The 23,425-nt window shown below is 33.3% G+C and carries 24 protein-coding genes; 13 read left to right on the forward strand and 11 right to left on the reverse strand.

From position 1 onward, the window contains the following. Positions 1-55 precede the first annotated feature (55 nt). Genes E9099_RS04615 through E9099_RS04625 form a run of 3 tightly spaced genes read left to right on the forward strand, consistent with a single transcriptional unit; the run spans position 56 to position 2,537 of the window. The gene (locus E9099_RS04615) at positions 56-937 is read left to right on the forward strand and encodes a sterol desaturase family protein (protein ID WP_136582536.1); all 882 of its coding nucleotides are present in this window, start codon (positions 56-58) and stop codon (positions 935-937) included. Next, a complete protein-coding gene (locus E9099_RS04620; RefSeq protein WP_136582537.1) occupies positions 934-1,815 on the forward strand; it encodes a DUF547 domain-containing protein in 882 nt (293 codons plus the stop codon). The genes E9099_RS04615 and E9099_RS04620 overlap by 4 nt, the downstream gene beginning before the upstream one ends. Positions 1,816-1,847: 32 nt before the next feature. Continuing rightward, positions 1,848-2,537: a TIGR04283 family arsenosugar biosynthesis glycosyltransferase gene (locus tag E9099_RS04625; protein WP_136582538.1), complete on the forward strand. Its 690-nt coding sequence runs from the start codon at positions 1,848-1,850 to the stop codon at positions 2,535-2,537. A gap of 110 nt (positions 2,538-2,647) precedes the next feature. Here E9099_RS04625 and E9099_RS04630 read toward each other — a convergent pair whose 3' ends face one another. The 11 genes from E9099_RS04630 to E9099_RS04680 form a co-directional block, all read right to left on the reverse strand. After that, positions 2,648-4,099: a nicotinate phosphoribosyltransferase gene (locus E9099_RS04630; RefSeq protein ID WP_136582539.1), complete on the reverse strand. Its 1,452-nt coding sequence runs from the start codon at positions 4,097-4,099 to the stop codon at positions 2,648-2,650. Then, positions 4,096-4,875 (reverse strand): metallophosphoesterase family protein, encoded by a 780-nt coding sequence (locus tag E9099_RS04635; RefSeq protein ID WP_136582540.1) that lies wholly within the window; start codon positions 4,873-4,875, stop codon positions 4,096-4,098. Before E9099_RS04635 ends, E9099_RS04630 begins: the two co-directional genes overlap by 4 nt. Further along, positions 4,875-5,432 carry an RNA 2'-phosphotransferase gene (locus tag E9099_RS04640; protein ID WP_136582541.1) on the reverse strand — a complete coding sequence of 186 codons (558 nt, stop codon included), beginning with the start codon at positions 5,430-5,432 and terminating at the stop codon, positions 4,875-4,877. The genes E9099_RS04635 and E9099_RS04640 overlap by 1 nt, the downstream gene beginning before the upstream one ends. 22 nt (positions 5,433-5,454) lie before the next feature. Continuing rightward, positions 5,455-5,970 (reverse strand): O-acetyl-ADP-ribose deacetylase, encoded by a 516-nt coding sequence (locus E9099_RS04645; RefSeq protein ID WP_205961019.1) that lies wholly within the window; start codon positions 5,968-5,970, stop codon positions 5,455-5,457. Further along, positions 5,960-6,928, reverse strand: coding sequence for an ADP-ribosylglycohydrolase family protein (locus E9099_RS04650; protein ID WP_136582543.1), 969 nt, complete (start codon positions 6,926-6,928; stop codon positions 5,960-5,962). Before E9099_RS04650 ends, E9099_RS04645 begins: the two co-directional genes overlap by 11 nt. Positions 6,929-6,935: 7 nt before the next feature. Then, positions 6,936-7,772, reverse strand: a complete 837-nt coding sequence (gene prs, locus E9099_RS04655) for a ribose-phosphate diphosphokinase (RefSeq protein WP_136582544.1) — start codon at positions 7,770-7,772, stop codon at positions 6,936-6,938. A gap of 63 nt (positions 7,773-7,835) precedes the next feature. After that, on the reverse strand, positions 7,836-8,528 hold the full coding sequence (locus E9099_RS04660) for an NUDIX hydrolase (protein WP_205961020.1): 693 nt from the start codon (positions 8,526-8,528) through the stop codon (positions 7,836-7,838). A 122-nt stretch (positions 8,529-8,650) separates the two neighbouring features. Continuing rightward, positions 8,651-9,904 carry a POTRA domain-containing protein gene (locus E9099_RS04665; protein ID WP_136582545.1) on the reverse strand — a complete coding sequence of 418 codons (1,254 nt, stop codon included), beginning with the start codon at positions 9,902-9,904 and terminating at the stop codon, positions 8,651-8,653. Beyond that, entirely contained in the window at positions 9,901-10,902 is a 1,002-nt protein-coding gene (locus tag E9099_RS04670) for a glycoside hydrolase family 113 (protein ID WP_136582546.1), read from the reverse strand. Before E9099_RS04670 ends, E9099_RS04665 begins: the two co-directional genes overlap by 4 nt. 71 nt (positions 10,903-10,973) lie before the next feature. Further along, positions 10,974-11,840: a transporter gene (locus E9099_RS04675; protein WP_136582547.1), complete on the reverse strand. Its 867-nt coding sequence runs from the start codon at positions 11,838-11,840 to the stop codon at positions 10,974-10,976. 40 nt (positions 11,841-11,880) lie between these two features. Next, positions 11,881-12,600 (reverse strand): DUF547 domain-containing protein, encoded by a 720-nt coding sequence (locus tag E9099_RS04680; RefSeq protein ID WP_317130646.1) that lies wholly within the window; start codon positions 12,598-12,600, stop codon positions 11,881-11,883. Between the two features lie 196 nt (positions 12,601-12,796). Here E9099_RS04680 and E9099_RS04685 point away from each other — a divergent pair, with 196 nt between their 5' ends. The 10 genes from E9099_RS04685 to tsf all read left to right on the forward strand — a co-directional run bounded on the left by E9099_RS04685 (position 12,797) and on the right by tsf (position 23,302). After that, positions 12,797-14,101 carry an NAD(P)/FAD-dependent oxidoreductase gene (locus tag E9099_RS04685; RefSeq protein WP_136582548.1) on the forward strand — a complete coding sequence of 435 codons (1,305 nt, stop codon included), beginning with the start codon at positions 12,797-12,799 and terminating at the stop codon, positions 14,099-14,101. A gap of 5 nt (positions 14,102-14,106) precedes the next feature. After that, positions 14,107-15,696 (forward strand): 4Fe-4S binding protein, encoded by a 1,590-nt coding sequence (locus tag E9099_RS04690; protein WP_136582549.1) that lies wholly within the window; start codon positions 14,107-14,109, stop codon positions 15,694-15,696. After that, a complete protein-coding gene (locus E9099_RS19360; protein ID WP_205961021.1) occupies positions 15,697-16,476 on the forward strand; it encodes a toxin-antitoxin system YwqK family antitoxin in 780 nt (259 codons plus the stop codon). After that, entirely contained in the window at positions 16,473-17,165 is a 693-nt protein-coding gene (locus E9099_RS04700; protein ID WP_136582550.1) for a glycosyltransferase family 2 protein, read from the forward strand. The genes E9099_RS19360 and E9099_RS04700 overlap by 4 nt, the downstream gene beginning before the upstream one ends. Then, the gene (locus tag E9099_RS04705; RefSeq protein WP_136582551.1) at positions 17,162-18,652 is read left to right on the forward strand and encodes a cellulose synthase family protein; all 1,491 of its coding nucleotides are present in this window, start codon (positions 17,162-17,164) and stop codon (positions 18,650-18,652) included. Before E9099_RS04700 ends, E9099_RS04705 begins: the two co-directional genes overlap by 4 nt. 167 nt (positions 18,653-18,819) lie before the next feature. After that, complete coding sequence (locus tag E9099_RS04710; protein ID WP_136582552.1) at positions 18,820-20,199, forward strand: glycosyltransferase 87 family protein; 1,380 nt, start codon at positions 18,820-18,822, stop codon at positions 20,197-20,199. A 201-nt stretch (positions 20,200-20,400) separates the two neighbouring features. After that, entirely contained in the window at positions 20,401-20,856 is a 456-nt protein-coding gene (gene rplM, locus E9099_RS04715) for a 50S ribosomal protein L13 (RefSeq protein WP_136582553.1), read from the forward strand. After that, entirely contained in the window at positions 20,856-21,242 is a 387-nt protein-coding gene (gene rpsI, locus E9099_RS04720; protein ID WP_101016636.1) for a 30S ribosomal protein S9, read from the forward strand. The genes rplM and rpsI overlap by 1 nt, the downstream gene beginning before the upstream one ends. Before the next feature lie 221 nt (positions 21,243-21,463). Next, on the forward strand, positions 21,464-22,255 hold the full coding sequence (gene rpsB / locus E9099_RS04725) for a 30S ribosomal protein S2 (protein ID WP_136582554.1): 792 nt from the start codon (positions 21,464-21,466) through the stop codon (positions 22,253-22,255). Positions 22,256-22,342: 87 nt separating this feature from the next. Then, positions 22,343-23,302, forward strand: coding sequence for a translation elongation factor Ts (gene tsf / locus E9099_RS04730; RefSeq protein ID WP_136582555.1), 960 nt, complete (start codon positions 22,343-22,345; stop codon positions 23,300-23,302). Positions 23,303-23,425: the final 123 nt, after the last annotated feature.

Genomic DNA, 23,425 nt, shown 5'->3' on the forward strand with positions numbered 1-23,425 from the left:
CGCATGTAACTTTAGTTACATCAAAAAAGCAACTAAAAGGCTAATTTAGCCAGCTATGGAAAAGTATTTAGAAATAATAAAAAACGCCTATTTTGGTTATTGGAACTATCTAAAACACCAAATTATATTCCCAAATAACTGGGACAACTATTTTTATGGATTAATCCTAATATCTTTAGTTGTTTGGGGTTTAGAGATTGTGTTTCCTTGGCGTAAAAACCAATCTATTTTCCGTAAAGATTTTTGGTTGGACACGTTTTATATGTTCTTTAATTTCTTTTTGCTAAACCTTATCATTTTAATAGCGTTATCTAATACTGCTGCTGGTTTTTTTGATGATATTTTAGGCGTTGTTGGTTTATCTATTTCTAACTTTCAGCTGTTTGATGTTGACAATTTACCATTATGGTTAGGCTTATTTATATTTTTTATAATCTCTGACTTTACGCAATGGATAACTCATAATTTATTACATCGTTTTGAGTTTTTATGGAACTTCCATAAAGTACACCATAGTGTTAAAGAAATGGGCTTTGCAGCACATTTACGCTACCATTGGATGGAACCTATTTTGTATAAATCCATGCTATACATTCCTATTGCCATTATTGGTGGTTTTGATGCACAACATGTAGCAATTGTGCACTTTTTTGCAATCACTGTTGGACACTTAAATCATGCTAATTTAGGTTGGGATTATGGCGCTTTAAAATATGTATTTAATAACCCAAAAATGCACATTTGGCATCACGTAAAACAATTACCAGAGCACACAAAGTTTGGTGTTAACTTTGGGATTACGTTAAGTATTTGGGATTATATTTTTAAAACCAATTACATTCCGCATGATGGTCGTGATATCGAGTTAGGTTTTGAAGGCGACGAAACGTTTCCAAAAGATTTTATTAGTCAAGAATTATATCCTTTAAAAAAATGAAAAATAGCATTGTATTACTTTTAATTGTACTGTTTAGTTCTTGTTGTAATGCAAAAAAAGCTACTCAGGAATCCCCTATTTTAAAAGAGAAAGCTGTCGCTGAAATTAAAAAAGACAGTACTGCCAAAATGAATGCAAAAGTCTTAGAAGAAAGCACTATTACAAAAACGGAAACAGAACAAGACACCACAGTTGTTTTCAATCAAATTCTTACCAAAACAGAGCATTCTAACATTCATTTTATATGGAATGAATTATTACAAAAACATGTTTCTGATAACGGAAATGTAAACTACAAATCATTTAAAACCGATCATAAAAAATTATTAGAATACATATATATCCTGGATTTATTAAAGTCCAATCCCGAATTTGACTCTATTTCAAAAGAAGAAAAACTAGCCTATTGGATTAATGCATACAACGCGTTAACAATAGATTTAATTATAAAAAACTATCCTGTAAAAAGCATCAAAGACATTAAAGATCCTTGGGGTCAAAAACTTTGGGAACTAGGAGATAAATGGTATAGTTTAGAAGACATTGAGCATGAAGTTTTACGTAAAATGGACGAACCACGAATACACTTTGCAATTGTTTGCGCTTCTTATTCTTGTCCTAAATTACAAAATACCGCATTTACAGCTTCAAATTTAGAAACGCAATTAACCGCTGCAACTAAACAGTTTTTAAGCGATACTAAACGTAACGAGATCAAAGAGAACAGTTTAAAATTATCAAAAATATTTAAATGGTTTGATAAAGATTTTGAACAAACCGGAAGTTTAATTGATTTTTTAAACAAGTATACAGACATAACTATTTCAGCGAAAGCTAAAATAAGCTACAAAGATTACAACTGGGATTTAAATAATTAAAACCAACCCAATAAAACTTACGTAAATAAAGCATGATAAGTATTATTATTCCGGTTTTAAACGAGGCAGAACACATTACTGACGTCTTATATCATTTAATTGATAACGCATCCTTAAACACCATTCAAGAGATTATTGTTGTAGATGGCGGAAGCACGGATAACACCGTTAATATTATAAACCAATTAGGTTTAAACATTAAAGTATTGCAATCAGAAAAAGGACGTGCAAAACAAATGAATATTGGTGCCAAAGCTTCTAAAGGAGACATTCTTTATTTTTTACATGCCGATTCTTTTCCTCCTAACAGATATGATCATTTAATTTTAGAAGAAATTAAAAAAGGAAATAATGCTGGTTGTTTCAGATTACAATTTGATAGTAGCCATTGGTGGTTACGCCTGGTTAGTTGGTTGACTAAATTCTCTTGGAGAGCTAGTCGTGGTGGTGATCAAAGTCAGTTTATTACCAAACCACTATTTGATGATATTGGTGGCTATGACGAGTCTTATATAATATACGAAGACAATATTTTAATAAATGAGCTGTATAAACGTAACGAGTTTGTGGTCATTAATGAAAAACTAAAAACCTCAGCACGATTATATGAAAAACACGGCGTTTGGAAACTACAATATCATTTCTGCTTGATCTATATCAAAAAATGGTTTGGCGCTTCTGCTGAGGAACTATGCGCTTATTACAAGAAGCATATAGCCTAAATAAAACAATTTCCAAATACTATTTTAAGTTCGTAATATCACTGAACGAGTCGAAATCAACTTTATTTTTAATTAAAAGCAAACTTCGACTACGCTCAATATGACATTATTTATGCTCTAATTCGTTGTCTTATTTCTCCTAAAGAATCATCTACTAATAATTCCCCATCGCGAAAAACTTCTTTTAGTTCGCCTTTCTGCTCCTCTTCCCAAGAGACTTGATCCACTAACGCATAATCACCGTTTTCTTTTACGATTTTAATTAAACCTTTCGCTGATTTTTTAGTCCCATCATCTGTAATTGGATTTTTATAGATTTCTCTTGACTCTCCATCTACTTCACCATAAGTGGCCTTCATTGCAAATCCAAACGTATCACGCGTATTGTATTGGTAAGTAAAAGACCCGATACCTAACACCACATTTGTAGATGCAAAACCATTTTGTTTTAAACGTTCGCAAATTTCAGTTGCTCTATCAATGGTGATACTATCTCCATAAATAGCACCAATATGACTATCTAATTCTTTACAACCTTTGTTATTAGTTGTGCCTCCAAAAATATCCCAAAGTAATTGTACGACACCTTTTTTAGCTGCCTCTGTTTTACCATTAGGATTACCACAAATAATATCTGCTGGATCTCCAGAATCAGGTCTAATAACCACTTTTCCGTTTCTAGCTAAAACGTCTTCTTTTAAATTAGGAAGATACTCGGTCAATACTTTCCATAAATCCCATGTATCGGAGACTATGGATACAATTCCGTTTGGATACACTTCTGTAATCAGTCGTTTAAACGTCTCCTGCTCCCCAGTATTGGTTCCCATACACATTACTGAATGTTCTGTTGCGGCAACCGAACCACCAACTAATTCCGTATCTGAATTAGCATTATAATAGTCTTCTAAAAAATCTATTGTTGGAATCGTATCTGTCCCCGTAAAACTTAGCAAATGCCCAGCAGAAGAAACCGTTGCAGCTTCCAAACCTCCCATTCCTCGCATTGAAAAATCATGACCTTGCCAATCTACAAACTCTAATACAGAAGACGTTTCATTAGCATATTTATCCAAAATCTTACGGTATTGTTTTGCTATTGTTGCAGAGTTACACGGTAACCACAATGTCGTAGATAATATGGTTTCAAAATAATTAGTCAACCAGAAAAATTCGGCTTTAGTATTATACATAGTTAACATTGGCACCTTGATTGGGACGGACACACCTTCTGGTAACGCTTTAATAACCATAGGTAAATACCCCAAATCATGCAGATCCTCGATATGTTGAATTCCAACACTGTTTTCTCCTAAATAATTATTGATTCGTCTTTGATACTTCTTACAAACGTCAGCTTTTGGTTGTTTAAAAAAATTAGCATTAAAATCTGCAATCATGTACTTTTTAATAAAGTATTGCAATCCAAAAAGCACGACTTGATCAACGCCTTTAATCCGTGTCATTCTAGGCGTCCAATTAGAATATACTAATGTCGTTTTATCTGGATATTGTCTTCTGTGGTCTACTTTATAACCATCTGTGTATAATAATGGGTTCATATTGTATATTTTTTAGAGTATTTATTTTTTATAATTTTATAAGGGCTTTTGTTTCTACCTGTTTCCTTCGGGTATAAAGATTGCACTTCATCACTTTGAAACACATTCTTACTGTCAATATCTATTGCCGACAGTTTTCCTGTAAAAGCAGCACCTGTATCCACATTCCAAACATTTATAGCCTGCATTGGCACATCAGAATTATAGCGTATGGTTGGTGTATGTCCAATAAAAATCTCGGTATAATGTTTCAACCGATTGGGATATAATTCTGAATGCTTTTTAATACGCTTATCCATTGTTGACGCCATTTCCCAAAGCGTTCTGTCAAAATACAAGTTTTCGGGATGGACTTCTTTAGTTACACCATGCATAGAGGTAAAGCCTGCATGTAAAAACAATTGATTCTCTTGATTAAGATGATACAATTTCATATCTCTAAAAAATTGTAAATGAATTGCGCGTTCCGCTTCAGAAAACTGAGAATAACTTTGAATTGTTTCTTGTCCTCCATTAACAAACCACGGTTGGTTTTCGATACCTTTTTCTAACCATTGCTCGCACCAAGCATCATGATTTCCTTTTATAAAAATGCAATCGTGCTGTTTTGAAAATTCGATTAAAAATTGAATAACCTGAGCAGAATCACTCCAGCCATCCACATAGTCACCAAGAAAAATAAAACAATCCTCTTCGGTTATTTCTATACGCTGTATTAACTGCTCCAAAGCTTTTAATCCTCCATGAATATCTCCTATTGCTAATGTTCTTTTCATTATTTTTTTTCTTTAAAGTCAATAAATTCAGAAGGAACAGCGTCCGTCAACCAAACGTCATTTTCAGATAAATAAAACAAATGTCCCTGGTTATGTAAATCTATAGCATTAATACATAAAACAATTGGATTACCTCTTCTACTTCCTACTTTTACAGCTGTGTCTCTATCACCACTTAAATGGACATGTTGTCGACTTTGCTTTTGTAACCCTTGTTTTTCTATGGATTCTATAAATCGTGCAACTGTACCATGATATAAAAATTCTGGTGGTTGGATTGCTTTTAATTCTAAATCAACTGTTTTTAAAGAGTGCCCTTGATTGGCTCTTATTTTTGTTCTGTCTTCATTAAATCCAAATCGTTGTTTATCATTGGTCACAACAACCTCTTCAAGTTGCGCTAACGTAAAATTTTGATTTCTCAATTTTGATTTCTCGATAAGCTCCTCAACATCTGCCCAACCATTATCATCTAATATCAATCCTATTTCAGAAGGTTTATGTCTCAAAATAAGACTTATAAACTTACTTATCCTTTTTTTATCTGTTTCGTTCATAATCAATTATTCTAGTGTTGAATTATTTGTTTAAAAGGCGCTTGTAAATAGTATAATTCTCGTCATCAAAACAAATAAAAACAACTGTTTCAATAATCTCAGAATCAAAATTAGCGATTGCTTCTAAAGCAATTTGTGCCGCTAATCCTTTTGGGAATCTATAAATCCCAGTACTTATGTTTGGAAATGCTATGGATTGTAAACCATTAGCCTCGGCTAGCTTTAAACTATTCAAATAACAATTAGCTAAATCGTCCTTTTCTTTTACTAAACGTTTTCCACCATTATAAACTGGACCAACAGTATGTATTATCTTTTTTGCTGGTAAATGACCAGCTGTAGTCATGACAGCTTCTCCCGTTTTACATTTACCTTGTTTATTTCTGATAGCTTGACAATCTTCCAAAACAGCTTTCCCTCCCGCTCTATGGATTGCACCATCAACACCGCCTCCTCCAAGCAGGCTAGAGTTAGCTGCATTTACTATTACATCTACTTCTATTTTAGTAATATCTCCTTTTAATATTTTAACTTTCACGATTATATCTGTTAAAAAACTGATTACTTAAATCTACAATATCATCCTTTCTAGCTAAACTATCAATCCATTGTTTTGGAACGGATTCTAGACCATAAACCAAGCCTGCTATTCCTCCAACTACCATAGCAGTAGTATCTGTATCTCCACCTAAATTAACAGCTTTAAAAACTGATTCTTGATATGAATCTGTTGTTAACAAACACCAAAAACTAGCTTCTAATGTATTAATAACATAACCGTCAGATTTTATTTTTGTTGGCACTAAAAGTGAAATATCATTTTCAATTAATCTTTTAAAATGAATCGTTTCATAATCAGAGAGCGCTTCTTCGGTAAAAAAGAGTTTAATATCATTCTGCATTAATACATAAGCTTGACGCATAGTATTATCTTCTATAAGATATTCCCCAAATTTCAAATAAATCAAACATGAAATTGCGCTTCTAATATGACCATGCGTTAGGGCCGAAACCTCCCAAACGATATCAAACTGTTGTTTAATTGACTTTCCTTTTATAAAAAACAATAAGGGAAGTATTCGCATTAAAGATCCATTTCCGTTACTATACTCATCAGCATCGTATTTTAACAATTGTAACCCTTCAAAATCTTCATCTGCTATCATCCCTTGAAGTCTATCAATAGACTTTCTGGTTTGCATACCAATATCGAACACGCTACCATGAGGCGTCCATAATTGCGCATGCCTCCATTTTATAAAACTAGTTGCAATATCACTTAAATTCAGCCCTTTAATTAAACTTTCTGCCAAGCAAAATGTTAAAGAACTGTCATCACTCCAAGTACCTGCAGGTTGATTATGCGTTCCAAATTCCAACATGGAATTAACTGGATACTTATACAGATATTCTCTTGACTTAAACTCAACTGGAACACCTAACGCATCTGCTAGAGCTAGTCCTAAAAACATATTTGTTATAGCTACTGGTTTCATTTCAATATCATTTTAATAACTCTTTAATTGTAATCTGCTCCACACCATCCGCTATAGTTTTAAAACTATCGGTAGTGAATATTTTAGTGAAATGTTGATTTAACACCTCAAAACCTTTGTTAAAAATCCCGTGACTTACTGCCAAATACAGATTCCCTGCATTTTTATTTTTCAACTCTTGTGCTAAACCGATAAATGTACGGCCACCATCGCAAATATCATCTACGATTAAACAATCTTGACCTTTTAGATCGTCTTCATACACTTTAAAACCTTCTAGTTTTCCGTTTTTTACGTTTCGTTTTTTAGAACATTCAATCACTGACACACCTCCCAAAAACTCAGAGACTTTATATATTTTTTTTAAGGCACCACCATCTGGGGAAATCAATAAGACTTCTGAATTAATTCTAGACAAGACCGTTTTTATAAATGTATGATTAGATAGCGACTCGCAGTTATTTAAAACAGCAGCTGTAACCTCAGAATGTGCGTCATAAACCATCACTTTATTAAGGCTAAGTTGGTTTAACATATCGGCATAGACCTTAACCGAAAGCGGTTCACCCTTTACCATCACTCTATCTTGTCTCGCTGCTGGAAAGTATGGTATAAAAACATTGATTTTTTGAATATAAAATCGCTTTAGTGCATCTATTGTTAGCAACAACAATCCAAAATCGTTAAACGATCGTGCTCTAGTTGTTATGGTGACTTCTGAAACGTTTGATAAATCAGATAAAATTTTAATGTGTGGCTCTCCTCCTGAAAAAGTAAAAGTTTCAAACTCTATGTTTTCTCCCGAATGGAATGGCGTGAACTGAGGATCTAAATTTAAATACATTTGCGTTATTTTTACACAAATATAAATCAATTGCTAATAGCTGCAAAATATTTTGCGTATTATTTACACAAACTTAATGTCAAAGTGAAAACCGTCCTTTAAAAGGGTGTTATATTTTATAATATTAAATCTAAATAACTTGGCTGGTCTTCCGCTTCCTTTCTGGCTTATTTTATTAGTTTCTTCAAGGATACCGAAGCTTAGGATTTTCTTTCTAAAATTACGGCGATCTATATTTTTTTCTAAGATTGAAGTATATAAATGCTCTAAGTCAGAAAAAGGAAATTCCTTTTCTAACAAATCAAAACCGATAGGTTGATAGGTTAATTTAGCTTTTAAACGGTCTTTAGCCGTTTGCAAAATACGTGAATGATCAAATGCCAACTCTGGTAATTGATTACAATCAAACCATTGCGCTTCTGCAGCATCTGTGTCTGCCTGAATTTTAAAATGATGTGGTTTGACTAATGCGAAATAAGATACAGAAACCACACGATTTCTAGGGTCACGTCCAGGTTTACCGTAAGTATATAACTGTTCTAAATAATCAATAGTAACTCCCGTTTCTTCTTTAAGCTCTCTTTGCACTGCGGATTCTAATGATTCGTCATCCAATACCAAACCTCCTGGCAACGCCCAAGTATTTTTAAAAGGAGCTACCCCTCTTTTTATTAAAAGAACTGATAGATTTTTTTGAGAAGAGTACCCAAAAACAACAGCATCTACAGCAACTTTAATATTTTGAATCGCACTCATATTTTGTGTATTATTGACACAAAGATAACTATTAAAATGGTTTGACTTACAACGACAAGACTCCAGTTGTAAAATTGAGACAGGACTTGAGTACTGACTTCAATTAAAGTAAATTAATTATTTTAAAAATATTGACCAATACCAAAGACTAATCCTTGACCATCTTTTTCAGAAACTCCGTAACCGTAATCTATTCTAAAAATGGCATTAAATATGGACTTATGAATAAAACGTAATCCTACACCAGGAAACACACGAAGATTATCGGCTTGTCCAAAATCCCCTAAATCACCTCCTGGATTTCTCCAGCTACCAGCATCTACAAAAGCATTTCCTTGAAGTACAAACCAGTTTTTTTCGTATAAGGTATGCCTATATTCAGTATTTAATACCACTGCACCTGTACCGCGATCGATAGTATTTCCAACACCTCTAATATTTATATTGTTATCCACAGAAAATGGTGCAAATGGCGTATCATCGTTACTAGACAATCCTACACGTACTCTTGTTGCCCAATTCCCCTTTTCACCTAGCCGTTTATAAAAATTAAAATCATTCCAACCAATTACAAATTCAGGTAACTCATCACTGGTTGAAGTTACATATTGCACATTCAACTGGCTTTTAAAGCCCGAAACATACTGATAATGATAATCTAAATTATTGAATTCATAAATACCTTTATACAATAACTTTTGTACACTTAAATTTTGTGGAACACTCAGACTTGTAGCTCCTGACACATATTCGTATTCTTCTAAAAAAGAATTAATTCCAAACTCAAAACGATTATTAAAGTTAGGTTGATACAATCCTAAAACCTCAAACGATTTGTTTCGATATCTATAATCTGAAGTGGTATTATCAAAAAACACGGGCTCCAATGTTTGTAAATCTTGATGATTTACGGCCAAACCAAATTCACGACTAAACAAAAACGGCGCTCTAAAATTAATACCGTAAGAACTATAAATATCTTTTTGATAAAAGCCACCAAAAACCATATTCTGTCCTAACAAATTAAACTCGTACAACCCTAAGCGATACGCAAACTCACCATCATTAGACGTGTACACATTAAACGAAGGAATTATAGTGAAGTTTTCTTCAATATTATAAAACACATTATAATCGCCATTATCTGAAGGAAACACTTGATAATAGGCATGAGACACCGATGGTAAACGTTTTAGCAATTTAATATCTTCCTCCAATTGTAAAGAGTCCAAAACAGAGCCCGCTTTTGCTTTTGCAACTTTTTTGACAAAACTGGACTTCAGCTTTTTATTTCCTTGAATTTTAACATCTGAAATGTTTTGCGATTGTACTACTAATGTTGATAATACTGCTAAAAATAATAGTAAACTTCTCATCCTTCTATATTGTATTGTGCTTTAATAACTTGTTCCGCTGGTTTATTTTGTGGTGTAAAACGATTATTTTCTATACCACCAACCTTATCATGATTAATAAACCATTTCCAAACAAAACCACCTGCAAACCATTCCTCTTTCCAAAATGTCTGAAACAAGGCTTTAGTTGTATTACTTTGCGCGTCTAGATTAACCTTGCTCTCTATCCGATCCACAGTCCAAGGTGCTTTTCCTGCGTAGTCAATACTTCTGTATCCAAACTCTGTAAACAGTATCGGTTTATCATATTTTTCAGAGAAGGCTTTTATGCTTTTTTTATGCTTGACCCAGCCTGCCAGGCATTCCTCAATAGTTGGCGTTTTACTATCACTAACTGGAAAATACGCATCAATTCCAATATAATCTAATTGTTCCCAGAAAGGTGTTTTTAGATATTCATTCCAATTAGCTGCGTAGGTCAGTTTCCCTTTATAAATAGCTCTAACCTTTGTAATTAAATCACTCCAATACTGTGGTCTTTGTTCTACAAATTTCTCCAATTCAGTTCCAATACAAAAAATCTCAGCATTAGAATCCTGAGCAACTTGTGCAAATTCTAAAATATATTTAGAGTAGGTATTTTCAAGTATTTTCCAATCCGCTTCGGTTTTCATGGTAATAAAACCGGTAAACTCGCCTCTCCAAACCCAAATTTGAGGTTTGAGCATAATTTTTATGTTATCCTTTTTTAAAGCTTTAACATACTGTTTACCTCCAATTTTAGTTTCTCCAAACCACTGACGTTCGGAGCCATAACTAATTTCTGGATGTGCCAAATCTTTAATCACTCCAAAAGGCATTATTGAAGCATAATTAGCATTAATATTTACTAAAGGATCAATATTTTTTTGGGTAATACTATCTCTGTGTGCCACAAAACTCACCCCATTTATTTTATTATCTTGAGCCGTACAAGATTGCAAAAGCACTATTAGTAGTAAGATTTGTATACCGCGCATATTTTTTGACTAAATATAAATAAATCCCACTCTTCAGCAGGATTTATTTTGTTTATATATTTCTGAAACTACTAAAACAAGGCTCTTAATCCAATATTAAAAGATTGTCCTAAACCCGTATTATTACCTCTTACAAAGGTTGTGTACAGTGTCTCGATATTTAAAACATCAGTCAATTGATATTTTGCACCTCCACCTACTGCTGTAAAATCTTGTTCAAAATCATTACCAGTATCAATACGTTGTGAGTGCTGCACCAACCCTAGAACAGTAAATTTAGAACTTGGAAAATAACTTAAAAACACACCTGGTGTTAGACTTAAACTATTGTTAGCAAAGCTTTCTTCTTTTTTACCAAAATGATACTCGGTATTCAACTCAGTAAATAATTGCCATTTAGAGCTAAAATTATAATCATAAAAAAAACGGTTTTGAAATGTAAACCCTTTTTGATCTAAAAACACACCATTCTCGCTTTCGTTATCTACTAAAGGAATGTGAAAAGCCGTTTGAATTGTAAAATTACTAACACTTTTAAAAGGGTTAAACTTAATTGCTGGCGCAAAAGACGTAAATCCAGAACGTGCGCTATTTGTTTCTCCATCAAATTTAAACACATCTAGAGCATCTCTATCACCAATAACATTGGATCTAAATTCTAATAATAATCCAACATTAAATCTATTATTATCACTAAGTCCGGTAAACACATCTACTGTAGAGGTAAAATACGTTTCTCTTGGCTCTGTACCTGAAGAGAAAGTACTTTCGTTTTGCGTATATAAATTATTAAAAAATTTAATATCCCATTGCCCTTTACTCAATAATTTAGAAGGGGTATAGGTCTGAATATTACTAGCTGTTTCGGTTTGATCTTCTTGCGCAAAGCTTATAAAAGTTGTTGATAAAGCAAGTAATACTATGGTTAGTTTTCTCATGTTTTGTGTGTTTATTTATTTCCGCGTAAGCGCTATTTTATTATTGTTTATTTAATTTCCAGTTGTATGTAAAGTATTTTAATTTGTAATCCTCTGGTATTTTATTGGTTCTGTAAGTATTAATAAATTGAATTTCGGTTAACCCATTTTGTACAAAATCTTCAGTATACCATTTTAGGATTTCAGACCCTTCAACTGTTTTCTTTTTAGTATTTACTTTTATAAAATAATTACCATTTAAAGCTAACGTTGTTTGTTTTTCTAATTGCGCTTCTAGTGATTTTGGCAAATACACATCAGCTATTAAAGGTGGGCAACCAATTGCTCCACAAACAAGCACAAAATGAAATCGTGCGTCTTTAAAATTAGCTCTCAACAACTCATTTTCAATAGTATTTAAAGTGACTTGTTTACCTGCTAAGCTATATGTTGTTTTATCAAAAAAACCAGCTTTATCTAAAGGTGATGCTATAGGGTAATTATCTACTATACCTTTAATTACAGATAAATTATACGCATTAATCCAAAACGCTTGATAATTTTTAGCATCTGACTTATCTACCGATACGCCTTTGGCAAGTGTTAAGATTGTGTTTAAAGTTTCTGTGTCACTCTTTATGCCCTCATAATCTACTTTACCTTTAGCCACGTGTGTTTTTAAAAACGCGTCGGTTTGTGTAAAAAAATCATTTAGAGATTGCGCTTGTACGGAAACGACTCCGCAAACAACAAGTAATATTAAGAGGGTCTTTTTCATCATTGAATTTTGTTTTAGATCATTCTAACATCCTTTAAGTCTTAATACTGACAATAAACTTTCAAAAATAAATAAAAAAAATAGTGTCTAATTTGAGAAACAAACCTTACAGCGTTTCTTAATTTAAACCCATTCTAAATTATAAAAGCGATTAAGTTATTAACTTTAAAACCGACCTACTATCTAACAAACTAAATTTATGGAACACATCGTCATTATAGGAAACGGAATTTCTGGAGTTACTCTAGCAAGACACGTCAGAAAATTATCGGACAAAAAAATAACAATTATTTCTGCCGAAACAGATTACTTTTTCTCCCGTACTGCATTAATGTATGTGTATATGGGCCATATGAAGTTTGAACACACACAACCCTACGAAAATTGGTTTTGGGAGAAAAACAGAATTGAGCTAAAAAAAGGTTACGTTGATACTATTGATACGGATAATAAAACTCTATTTTTTGCAGAAGGTGACCAAATGCAATATGACAAACTTGTCATAGCAACAGGTAGTAAACCTAATAAATTTGGCTGGCCAGGACAGGATCTTATAGGTGCACAAGGTTTATATAGCAAACAGGACCTGGATAACATGGAAGTGGTAGCACCTAACAATAAAGTTTGTAAACGTGCCGTAATCGTTGGTGGTGGTTTAATTGGAATTGAATTAGCAGAAATGCTTAATTCTAGAGAAATCCCTGTTACTTTTTTAGTGAGAGAAGATAGTTTTTGGAATGGCGTATTACCTAAAGGTGAAAGCCGAATGATAAATAGACATATTAAAAATCACCATATAGATTTACGTTTAAACACTAACTTGAAAGCAATCAATTCAGACGAGAACGGAAAAGTCAAATCTGTCATCATCGAAGAAACGGGAGAAGAACTAGAATGCAATTTTGTTGGTTTAACTGCAGGTGTTTCTCCAAATATTTCGTTTTTAAAAGACTCCAAAATAGATACTAAAAGAGGCGTTTTAGTTAATCGCTATCTAGAAACAAATATTAAAGACGTTTACGCTATTGGTGATTGTGCAGAGCAACACGAAGGCATAGGAAACAGGCGACCAATTGAAGCCGTTTGGTACACTGGTCGTATGATGGGAGAAACTTTAGCGCAAACTATTTGCGATAATCCTTTAGAGTACAAACCAGGACATTGGTTTAATAGTGCAAAATTTTTAGATATCGAATACCAAACCTACGGTTGGGTATTTGGAGAACGCGGACAACCTGACTACGAGAAACATTTTCATTGGAAACATGACGATGACACCAAGTGCATTACCGTTGCTTATCACAAAGACACCAATGCTTTTTTAGGCATTAACACTTTTGGGATAAGAATGCGACATGAAACTTTTGACAAATGGCTGACTGAAAATCGAGATGTTGATTTTGTAATCAACAATCTGAAAGAAGCCAATTTTGACCCCGAGTTTTACAAACACTTTGAAAAAGAAATTTTAGCCACTTACAATAATCAATTACAAACGGTATAATTAATATGAGCAATAAAATAAACCATAGTATGTCATTAGCATCTCCTGATGCCTTTCATATATCAACAAAACAAAAAGTGGCTTTAGGTATTGGTCTTGTTGGACTTTTAATATTAGCATTAGCTTTATTTAATGTGCACCTTCCTAATACAGGGTTATTCTTAACCCTTTCTTTAGTAATGATTGGCGCAGGAGTAGTTATCTATTCTAGAGAGGCTTACCTAACCAAACTAGAGGGAATTAAAAACGACGGAACATGGTTTAAATCAATCTCATCTCGTGGCTTTTGGGGCTGGGCATTAGGAGTTATATTGACCAGCTTTTATATTGTACTATACTTTTATCCACAATATTTAGGTTTAGCAAAAGATGGCGCTCCAAACACAGGTTTGGTTGGCTTATTTGACCCTTTAAGCAATCTTTTAAGTGGACGTAACGCCAGTCAATGGTTTGTTTATGGCTCATTATATACCATTGCGATATTAGCTTTTGGTTACAAGTTTATTTTAAAATACAGACATAACCGTTACCAACAAATACGCACCATGTCTGTGATGTTCTTCCAATTAGGGTTTGCCTTCTTAATACCAGAATTTATGTACGTCATGAATAATGACTTACCTTATTACGATCTAAAAAGTGTATGGCCTTTAAACTATTATATTTTTGACGAATGGTCCGTAAAAGGATTTTTATCTAATGGTAATTTAGGTTTAGCACTAATTGTATTTGGAATTGTATCTACGTTTTTAATCACTCCGATATTAACGTATAAATATGGAAAACGATGGTATTGCTCATGGGTTTGTGGTTGTGGTGGATTAGCCGAAACTGCAGGAGACTCGTTCAGACAATTATCATCAAAAAAATTATCCGCTTGGAAATTAGAGCGTTGGTTAATACATACCGTATTAGTATTCTCAGTAGTTATGACCACTGCTATGGTCTACAGCTATTTAGGTAAAGACAGTAATAATTTCTGGTTGACTAGAGATGTATTTATTACTGCTGTCATAGTGTTTTTAACTATTATTTTTGCTGGGGTTATGTACTTTAGAGGTAAAGAATTAGGTAAAGATGCCAAAGCAGGAGCAATTGGTTACGGAGTAGTTATCGCTTTATTATTATTTATGCATTTTACGGCAACTACCGAGAACCTATTTTTTATTAAAGGCGGAACTTTACGATCTATATATGGAATATACATAGGCTCCATATTTTCTGGTGTTATTGGAACTGGGTTTTATCCTATTTTGGGTAGTAGATCATGGTGTCGTTTTGGATGTCCTATGGCCGCTATTTTAGGTTTCCAACAACGTTTATTTTCAAAATTCAGAATTACAACCAATGGTGGTCAATGTATCTCATGTGGTAACTGTTCTAATAGTTGCGAAATGGGTATTGATGTAAGAGCTTATGCGCAAAAAGGAGAAAATATTGTACGTTCTAGCTGTGTTGGTTGTGGTGTTTGTAGTGCCGTTTGCCCAAGAGGTGTTTTAAAATTAGAAAACGATACTATGGATGGACGTATCAATCCAACAGAAATTTTATTAGGTAACGATGTTGATTTAATGGATTTTGTTAATAAAAAATAATTGGAGAAATTTAATATAAAATCAATTGTCCTATTCTTGTTTTTAAGTATTACTTGTATCGCTTACGCGGAAAAAACATACGTAAAGACCTATTTTGAAAACGGAAATATCGCAGCAGAGGGCTGGTCTATGGATAATCAAAAGACTGGTTTTTGGATCTTTTATTACGATAACCACGTCGTAAAAGCAAAAGGAAATTTTGAGTCCGATTTAAAAACTAACTATTGGAGATATTATTTTGATAGTAACACATTAGAAAAACAAGGCCAATATTTAAACGGTAAAGAAAATGGCTATTGGAAAACATACCATAAAAACACAAATTTAAAAAGCCAAGGACGCTATCTAAACGGTAGTAAAAACGGATATTGGAAAACATATCATAGCAATACAAAAACAGAAAGCCAAGGAAGTTATAGTAATGGTCTAAAAAATAAATTCTGGAAATTCTACCATAACAACGCAGTAATATCTAAATTTGGAAACTTTAACCAAAATCTAAAAGAAGGCTATTGGAAATTTTTCCGTCACAACGGAATCAAAGAAAAAGAAGGTCATTATCAAACTGACCAAAAAATTAAATGGTGGTTATTTTATGATAAAAACGAAAAAATAAACCATAAATGCCAACTCAAAGACAACCAAAAAAATGGCTATTGTCTAATGTATAAAGACGAAGCGTTAACTTCTGCTATCAAATATCAAGCGGGTGAAAAAATAAAAGAATGGACCGATTTTAAGTCCTTCAAAAAAGAAAATAAATTAAGCGATCTTAAATGACCAAAATAAAAGTCATCATTCCTGCCTATAACGAGCAAGATTCTATAGCACATGTCCTTAACGCTATTCCGTCTATAGTTGACGAGGTTATTGTAGTTAGCAACAACTCGACAGACCTAACAGAAGCAAATGCTAAAAATGCTGGAGCCACTGTTTTACAAGAAAATAATAAAGGCTATGGCTATGCTTGCTTAAAAGGGATGGATTACATCGCTAAACAAGAGACAAAACCAGATATTGTCGTGTTTTTAGATGGCGATTACAGCGATTTCCCCGAGGATTTAACAAAAATTGTAGCGCCAATTTTAGACCAAAATAAAGACTTTGTTGTTGGCGCACGTGTAAAAAACTTAAGAGAAGAAGGCAGTATGATGCCTCAACAAGTGTTTGGAAATTGGTTAGCAACCACATTAATGTCTCTTTTTTTTAATGCTAAATTCACAGATCTCGGTCCATTCAGAGCCATTAAGTATGATAAGCTACTAGGACTGAATATGGAAGACAAAACCTATGGCTGGACGGTTGAAATGCAACTAAAAGTATTAAAGCAAAAACTAACCTATTTAGAAGTCCCTGTTAACTACAGAAATAGAATTGGTGTCTCAAAAGTTTCAGGAACGATAAAAGGTAGTATATTTGCTGGCGTTAAAATATTAACGTGGATTTTCAAATACAGTTTTAAAAAGTGATTCTCGAAACCATTACCATTATTATCTATAGCATTGCGCTAGTTCTTATTTTCATGTATGCTTTGGCACAATTAAACCTACTGTTTAATTACTTAGCATCAAAAAAGAAGGAAGAAACCGGCCCTAAATTTGACTTTACCAATCCGGAAGAAATCCCGTTTGTAACCATACAGCTGCCCGTTTATAACGAGCTGTATGTTATGGACCGTCTATTAGACAACATAGCCTTAATTGACTATCCAAAAGACAAATTAGAAATACAAGTTTTAGACGACTCTACTGATGAGACCGTGGCAACCACAAAAATACACGTCGATAAACTAAAAGCACAAGGCCTAGATATTACACAAATAACTAGAACCAATAGACAAGGTTTTAAAGCAGGTGCTTTAAAAGAAGGTTTAGAAATTGCAAAAGGAGAATACATCGCTATTTTTGATGCCGATTTCTTACCAGAACCTAACTGGTTAAAGAAAACAATTCCCTATTTTAAAGACTCAGAAATTGGTGTTGTACAAACCCGTTGGGGACATATTAACAGAGATTATTCTACACTAACAAAAATACAAGCCTTTGCTTTAGATGCTCATTTTACATTAGAACAAGTGGGACGTAGTAGTAAAGGACACTTTATTAACTTTAATGGTACTGCTGGTGTTTGGCGTAAAGATTGTATTCTTGACGCAGGAAATTGGGAAGGTGATACTTTAACAGAAGATTTAGACTTAAGTTACAGAGCACAACTTAAAAACTGGAAATTCAAGTATTTGGAAGATGTAGAAACTCCTGCTGAATTACCCGTGGTTATTAGTGCTGCAAGATCACAACAGTTTAGATGGAACAAAGGTGGTGCTGAAAACTTTCAAAAAATGTTTGGGCGTGTTGTTACAAGTAAAAACATTTCTGCTAAAACTAAAATGCATGGACTATTACATTTACTAAATAGCACCATGTTTTTAAACGTACTAATTGTTGGTATTTTAAGCATCCCGATGTTATACATCAAAAACGAATATGCACATTTAAGACCTTACTTTTATGTCATGAGTTTCTTTGTGGTTAGTACTATCATATTTTTCGTGTGTTATTGGGTCATGTACAAACAAAGTCATGGTAATACCTTTAAAGACTTTTTAAAATATATCGCTTTATTCTTTACCTTTTTCTCTATCGCAATGGGCTTTTCATTACACAACTCCATAGCAGTAATAGAAGGACATATTGGGAAGCGTAGTGAATTTGTACGTACGCCTAAATTTAATATCAGCACACTTAAAGACAGCTGGAAAGGCAACAAATATTTGCGTAAAAACATATCTATTAATGTCATTTTTGAAGGCGCATTAATGCTATATTTTGCTTTTGGAATGTATAGTGCTTTTGTTGTTGGGGACCAAGGAGGAGACTTTGGTTTATTCCCTTTTCATTTAATGTTAACGATAGGTTTTGGATTTGTATTTTTCAAATCATTAACCTCTAAAGCTTAAATATCTGGGCGTTACCACAAGGGTCGCGTCTTTCATTATATCTTTTTTGCAAAGTAGTCTCAAACTAGTTTGGGCCTATTTTTCAACTTAATCCTTCAATAAAGGACAGTAATAGACCTTAGGTCGCAAAAAAGGATGCCATTTCAACCGCTAACGCAGGACGCATCATGCTTAATACATTCATTTTAAAAACTAACAAATTAACGGTACTGCTACTCTTGGCTAGTTTTTGTTTGTATGGTGTATTTGCTTATAATTTGGTAAGAACAGACTACAGTACTTTAATATCTTTATATATTGTACTATTTGGGTTATTTGTAAAAATTGTCACGACTAACAAAAACAATTTTAAACTTTTAGTAATTGTAGCCATACTAAGTAGACTCATTTTTTTATTTGCAATCCCGAACCTATCACAGGATTTTTACCGATTTATTTGGGATGGCCGCATGATACTGCAAGGTTACAATCCTTACTTACACACTCCAGAAAGTTTCATAAATCTAGGACAAGCACCCGTTAGTCAAGCAAAAGACTTAGTATCAGGCATGCAAGTTTTAAACGCTAGTCATTACTCCAACTACCCACCAATAAACCAACTATTATTTACACTTGCTAATGTGTTTTCTTCGGCAAACATCCTTGGCTCAGTAATTGGTCTAAGACTATTAATAATTGCAGCTGACATTGGCACGCTCTATTTTGGAGCCAAATTACTAGAAAAACTAGGCTTATCTAAGCACAAAATATTCTGGTTTATTTTAAACCCCTTCATTATAATAGAATTAACAGGAAATCTACATTTTGAGAGTGTTATGATTTTCTTTCTAATACTTAGCTTATACTTACTTCATAAAAATAAATGGCAATGGGCGGCAGTTGTCTTTGCGTTATCAATTTCTACTAAATTAGTACCGCTTCTCTTTTTACCACTGTTTGTCAAATGGTTTAGACTAAAAAATGATCCGACTAAAATTGATTTTAAAAAACTATTTAGCTTTTATATTATAATAGGTAGCACTACTCTACTTCTGTTTGCACCGTTCTTTTCAATGCAATTTATAAGCAACTATTCTAAAACAGTGGGCTTATGGTTTGGTAATTTCGAGTTTAATGCAAGCGTTTATTATATAGCAAGAGCCATTGGATATGCCATAACAGGCTATAATCAAATAGCGATTATTGGAAAAACACTCCCTTTATTAATTTTTATTTCTATTTGGATTTTAGCGTTAACTAGAAAAAATCAAGACTTTTTAACACTTCTTACTAGTATGTTATTGGCTATGACATTCTATTTACTTTTAAGTACCACAGTCCATCCATGGTATGTTGCTTCGCTTCTAATCTTAGGTCTATTTACCAATTACAAACTTCCCATCGTTTGGAGCTTTATTGTCATTATAAGCTATCTAGCCTATGCTAATGCTGACAACACAGAAAACTTATGGCTTATTGGTTTAGAGTATTTGGTGGTCTATTTTATATTGTTTCTAGATATTTTTATAAATAACAGACCACAAAAGACACTTAAAAAATCTATTTAAAGTTAAAATTTAATTAACTTACACAACTTTAATAAGTTACCCTAATTTACGTGATAATAAACCATGCTTTCTTCATTGGTTAAAAGATATCAACAGACTTATTAAATAAAAGTTGTATCACTATTTGGTAATCAAATATATAATCGTAAATTTGCAAACTCTTTTTGAGAGAGGAATGTTTAATAAAAAATAATTAATAACGTGGACACAATAAGCTACAAAACGATTTCGGCAAACAAAGCTACTGTAGATAAGCAGTGGGTTTTAGTAGATGCAGAAGGTCAAACATTAGGGCGTTTGTCTTCTAAAGTTGCAAAACTAATTAGAGGAAAGCACAAGCCTAGCTTCACACCGCATGTTGATTGTGGGGATAACGTAATTGTTATCAATGCAGAAAAAATCAACTTATCAGGAAACAAGTGGAATGACAAAACGTACATTCGTCACACAGGTTACCCAGGTGGTCAAAGAAGTTTAACTGCTACAGAACTGTTCGGAAAAGATCCAGCAAGGTTAGTAGAAAAATCAGTAAAAGGAATGTTACCTAAAAACAAATTAGGTGCAGCATTATTCCGTAATTTAAATGTTGTTGTTGGTACAGCTCATGCTCATGAAGCTCAAAAACCAACAGTAATTAACTTAAACGAATTCAAGTAATGGAAGTAATTCACAAAATTGGTCGTCGTAAGACCGCAGTTGCTCGTATATACCTATCTGAAGGGAAAGGTGAAATTACGATCAATAAAAAAGACATTAAAGACTACTTCGATACTGCAACGTTACAATACAAAGTAAACCAACCATTAGCTTTAACAGAGAATGAAGGTGTATTTGATATTAAAGTAAATGTATTTGGTGGTGGTATTACAGGTCAAGCAGAAGCTATCCGTTTAGCGATCTCTCGTGCAATGTGCGAAATCGATCCTGAAAACAGATTAGTATTGAAACCTGAAGGATTAATGACAAGAGACCCAAGAATGGTTGAGCGTAAAAAATTCGGACAGAAAAAAGCGCGTAAGAAATTCCAATTCTCTAAACGTTAATATCCAGAATCATGTTCAAAATTTGTTTTACAGATTTTTGTTCATATTCAAATTAAATTAAAAGGTACTGATGTAAAGTCAGTATAAACACAGTTATTGTTGTCCTAGTGTCTTTAACAATAAAAACACAGGATTTAGTCTAGCATCTAAATAATTAAGGCGATTTTTTATAAATGACCACTTAATTATTGCTAATTCAACAGAACGTAAACTATTACAAAATGGCAGTAGAAGTAAAAGAATTACTTGAAGCAGGTGTACACTTTGGTCACCTTACACGTAAGTGGGATCCAAATATGGCCCCTTATGTTTATATGGAGCGTAACGGTATCCATATAATCAATCTATATAAAACAGCAGCTAAAATGGAAGAAGCTGGAGATGCATTAGCAAAAATTGCAGCTTCAGGTCGTAAAATTTTATTTGTTGCAACAAAAAAGCAAGCAAAAGATATCGTAGCAGAAAAAGCAGGTAGCATTAACATGCCTTTCATTACTGAAAGATGGCCTGGTGGAATGTTAACTAACTTTATCACTATCCGTAAAGCAATCAAAAAGATGGCTACTATTGATAGAATGAAGAAAGACGGTACGTTTTTAACGTTGTCTAAGAAAGAACGTTTACAAGTTGATCGTTTAAGAGCTAAGTTAGAGAAAAACTTAGGGTCTATCGTTGACATGACACGTTTACCTGGTGCTATATTTGTTGTTGATATTAAACGTGAGCATATCGCGATTAAAGAAGCTCAAAAATTAAACATTCCAATTTTTGCAATGGTAGATACTAACTCTGATCCACGTCAAGTAGATTACGTAATACCAGCAAATGATGATGCTTCAAAATCAATTGACAAAATCTTAACGCACGTAACTAATGCTGTAACTGCAGGATTAAACGAACGTAAAGCAGAAAAAGCAGACAAGGAAGCAGCTAAAGCTAGTAAAGATGTAGCTAAAGTAGAAAAAACAGCAGCACCTAAAAAAGCAGTAGTAGCTAAAGACGAAGAAGAATAAAATAACATTTTCAAAACACAAATAAGTCGTTTGATTCTTTTCTTTGTTGAAAAATAATTAAACGACTTTTTTTAAATTATACTTATTATGAGCGAAGTAAAAATTTCAGCAGCACAAGTAAACGAACTAAGAAAAGCTACTGGAGCAGGAATGATGGACTGCAAAAAAGCATTAGTTGAAGCAGGTGGTGATTTTGACAAAGCAATTGACGTTTTACGTAAAAAAGGTCAAAAAGTAGCAGAAAAAAGAGCGGACAGAGATTCTTCTGAAGGTGCTGCTGCAATCAGAATTAACGATGACAACACTGTTGGTGTAGCTATCGTATTAGGATGTGAAACTGATTTTGTTGGTAAAAATGAATCCTTTTTAGCATTAGCTGGTCAATTCGCAGATATCGCACTTAACTTTGACAACAAAGAAGATTTCTTAACTGCAGACTTTGGTGGTATGACCGTTGCAGAAAAACTAGTAGAACAAACTGGTGTTGTAGGTGAAAAATTAGAAATCAACGCTTTTGAAAAATTAGAAGCTCCTTATGTTGGTTCTTACGTTCACATTAATAAAATTGGTGCATTAGTTGGTTTAACAGCTGTTAACGAAACTGTTGGTAAAGATGTTGCAATGCAAGTTGCTTCTATGGGAGCTTCTTCTTTATCTTACAAAGATTTTGATCCTGCATTCGTTGCCTCAGAAACTGAAGCTAGAATTGCAGTTATTGAAAAAGATAATATTGAATTAGGTCGTTTAGGTAAAACTTTAAAAAATGTACCTCAATACATCTCTATGTCTCAATTAACTCCTGAAGTTATGGCTCAAGCTGAAGAAGCTGCTAAAGCAGAATTAAAAGCTGAAGGTAAGCCAGAACAAATATGGGACAAAATTTTACCTGGTAAAATGGACCGTTTCATCTCTGACAACACGACTTTGGATCAAGAACAATGTTTATTAGACCAAAACTTTATTAAAGATGACAAGTCTAGAGTTTCTGATTACATAGCGTCTAACAACGTTGAAGTAACGGCTTTCAAACGTGTCTCTTTAGGATAGAAAAGACTATTTTATATTTCCGCGTAAGCGAAAAATTTAAAAATATTTATACATAATCAAAACCACTACTCTATTTTAAGAGTTAGTGGTTTTTTTTATGCTTAAAAACACTTAGATTTGCTA

It is taken from the genome of Psychroserpens sp. NJDZ02, from assembly GCF_004843725.1.
Classification (GTDB): domain Bacteria; phylum Bacteroidota; class Bacteroidia; order Flavobacteriales; family Flavobacteriaceae; genus Olleya.